Here is a 2,807-nt window from a genome sequence, read left to right as displayed (position 1 = left end):
TGAAGACGGCATATAGCTTTACCAAGTAATGCGAAGTTTTTGACACCACTCGGCGAAGAAATTGCCCAAGGTCGGCGAAGAAATTGTCCAACAATAAAGGAACCTCCTGTATACTACGGGTAGCACGTATGTAAGCGCGTGCAAACCATATATACAGGAGGTTTTTGTAATGGCTATTCATTACCGTCAGATTCTTGAGCTTCACGCTCAAGAGCTGGTACAGCGAGACATTGCGGCAATCACTGGGAATTCACGTCCCAAGATTTCTGAAGTTATCAAGCAAGCTGAGCTACATCAGATTAGTCCACCATTTACTGATGATGTGGATGATATTTGGTTGGAAAGCTTGTTGTTTCCTCAGAAGCAACCGATGGCAAAAGGTCGGCAAATGCCGGATTTTGACAAGATACACGAAGAATTGGCTAAGCCCAACGTCACCTTATCACTGGTTCATTATGAATATGAACAAGAGTGCCGACAAAATGGCACAATTCCGTATGCGTATCGAACCTTTTGCCAATATTATCGTGCTTATGCGCAGAAGTATAAGGCAACTATGCGGATCCGGCGCAAGCCAGGTGAAGTGATGGAGGTCGATTGGGTTGGCTCACCTTTGCATATCGTTGATCGCGAAACCGGAGAAATCGTTAAGGCGTATCTGTTCATCGCTTCATTGCCGTGTAGTGCGTACAGCTACTGTGAGGCATTCATGACTGAACAGCAGAAGGCATGGCTTACTGGACACATTCATGCGTATGAATTCTTTGGTGGTGTGACGCAATATCTGATTTCCGACAATCTCAAAACGGGCGTGACTTCTCACAAACATAGCGAAGTCATCTTGAATGAAATGTATCGAGATCTAGCCTTGCACTACGGCACAATTGTGATGCCAGCACGAGTCCGGAAGCCAAAGGATAAGCCGACTGTCGAAGGTGTTGTGGGTACGGTATCAACATGGATTATAGCAGCGCTACGGAATGAAACATTCTTTGACATCGAGGAATTAAATAAGGCCGTTCGCATCAAACTCAAGGAGTTCAACGAACGACCGTTCACAAAGAAATATAAACAAGGCAGTCGCCTTTCGGCGTTTCATGACGAAGAAAGCTTGCCTTGCGACCATTGCCTGTTCAAGCTTATACGATGGCCAGTTGGCGGACTGCCATCGTGCAATTAGACTACCACATCAACGTGGAAAGTCAGTTTTACTCTGTTCCTTACGAGTATATCTCATCTAAAGTGGATATCAAGGTGACGAAAGATATCGTAGAAGTTTTCTACAAAGGTAATCGGATTGCCTCCCATAAACGACTAACCGGTAAATTCGGACAATTTTCAACCAATCACGACCATTTACCAGCAGAACATAAACTGTTCGTCGATCATACGCCTGAGAACGCGTTAGCTTGGGCGGAAAAGGTTGGCATCAATACGCTTGCCGTAATGCGATATCTGCTTAAATCGTCGGCAAGTGAAAAGCAAGGTCTAAGTGCAGCCTTTCGATTCAAAGGCTTAGCTAGAAAATACGCAGCTATTGAAATCGAAGCCGCATGTACGACCGTGATGAAAATTGCGACCGCACCGACGGTGTCCGTAGTTGAACGGGTTATGAAGAGTCAAAAGGTTCCAGCACCAAAGACGAATAACGAACCCGACTACGGTTTTACTCGTGGCGCAGCATACTTTGGAGGAAACGACTAATGGTAAATGACGAAACTCAACGGAAGTTACGACAGATGAAGCTTACCTCTATGGCAAATGCCTTGGAAGCACAGGAAAGCAACGCAGAATATCGCTCAATGAGCTTTGATGATCGGTTCAAGTTACTCGTTGATGCGGCATATGCCAGTCTTCAGTCAAATAAACTAAATCGATTGATCAAGAGTGCAAATTTTCGGACGAATGAGCCATGTATAGCTGATATCAATTACTTGCCGGATCGTAAATTAGATCGAAACTTGATTCAACGGCTTGCGACCGGCACGTATATTCAAGAGCACCATAACGTCATCTTAATGGGTGCTTCAGGTAACGGGAAAACATGGTTGGCGACCGCCTTAGGAATTGAGGCTTGCCATCAGTTTCATAAAGTAAAATATGTGCGTCTTCCCGAACTGATTGATGATTTGATTGTAGCGAAGCATGAGGCAAACGGTGACTTTCATAAGATTATTGAACGGTACAAGAAAGTCGAGCTCTTAATCATCGATGAATGGCTTTTGACACCAATCAACGATGAACAAGCTCAGACTATTCTTGAGTTAATCGAGTATCGAAGCCAGCGTGGGTCAACAATCTTTTGTACTCAGTTTGCGCCGGAAGGCTGGCATAGCAAGCTGGGAAATCCACAGATTGCCGATGCGATTCTTGACCGGATTGTTCATGATTCCTACAAGCTCCTGATTCAAGGTGATAAATCAATGCGGGAACGATATGGGATTGAAGGCGAATTTGCATGATTTCAGTTGAACTAGAACAACGATTGGCGCTGTTCTATGCACATACAGACGCAATGGAAGACTGGGAGAATGTGCTTGGCGATGCGCTGGTGGATATTATCTGGGAAAATGACGATAAATTGACCGATGACGAGCTTTTCGAATATGGAAAAGAAGTCATCGTGAAATACCTGGGCAAGTGCCGAGGAGACAAACTCCCGTAAAGCTGAAAGTGGCATCGCTGAAAACGCTCAGCGATGCCACTTTTGAAATTCTTGGTCAATTCTTTCGCCGAGTGGTGTCAATTTTAGCACCGAATGGGGTAAAAAAGATCGCCGAGTTGGGCAATTCGCTTCGCCGCCTTCA

The 2,807-nt window shown here is 45.0% G+C and carries 4 protein-coding genes; all 4 read left to right on the top strand.

The genetic code is table 11. The features are described from left to right. Positions 1–169: 169 nt before the first annotated feature. The 4 genes from istA to EKM88_RS13145 are packed head-to-tail and all read left to right on the top strand — an operon-like array spanning position 170 to position 2,665. Positions 170–1,180 carry an IS21 family transposase gene (istA, locus tag EKM88_RS13155; protein ID WP_225418494.1) on the top strand — a complete coding sequence of 337 codons (1,011 nt, stop codon included), beginning with the start codon at positions 170–172 and terminating at the stop codon, positions 1,178–1,180. Then, positions 1,171–1,704, top strand: a complete 534-nt coding sequence (locus tag EKM88_RS13550; RefSeq protein ID WP_225418493.1) for a Mu transposase domain-containing protein — start codon at positions 1,171–1,173, stop codon at positions 1,702–1,704. The genes istA and EKM88_RS13550 overlap by 10 nt, the downstream gene beginning before the upstream one ends. Continuing rightward, positions 1,704–2,462, top strand: a complete 759-nt coding sequence (gene istB / locus EKM88_RS13150; RefSeq protein ID WP_125706735.1) for an IS21-like element helper ATPase IstB — start codon at positions 1,704–1,706, stop codon at positions 2,460–2,462. The genes EKM88_RS13550 and istB overlap by 1 nt, the downstream gene beginning before the upstream one ends. Continuing rightward, complete coding sequence (locus EKM88_RS13145; protein ID WP_125706734.1) at positions 2,459–2,665, top strand: hypothetical protein; 207 nt, start codon at positions 2,459–2,461, stop codon at positions 2,663–2,665. Before istB ends, EKM88_RS13145 begins: the two co-directional genes overlap by 4 nt. Positions 2,666–2,807: the final 142 nt, after the last annotated feature.

This window comes from Lacticaseibacillus daqingensis (assembly GCF_003946115.1).
Classification (GTDB): Bacteria; Bacillota; Bacilli; order Lactobacillales; family Lactobacillaceae; genus Lacticaseibacillus; species Lacticaseibacillus daqingensis.
The sequence above is the reverse complement of the archived record's forward strand: the minus strand, read 5'-3'. Positions and strand labels throughout refer to the sequence as shown.

Bases quoted from the DNA above. Each gene is read 5' to 3' on its own strand.
- istA (WP_225418494.1), top strand. From the start codon at position 170: ATGGCTATTCATTACCGTCAGATTCTTGAGCTTCACGCTCAAGAGCTG.
- istB (WP_125706735.1), top strand. From the start codon at position 1,704: ATGGTAAATGACGAAACTCAACGGAAGTTACGACAGATGAAGCTTACC.
- EKM88_RS13145 (WP_125706734.1), top strand. From the start codon at position 2,459: ATGATTTCAGTTGAACTAGAACAACGATTGGCGCTGTTCTATGCACAT.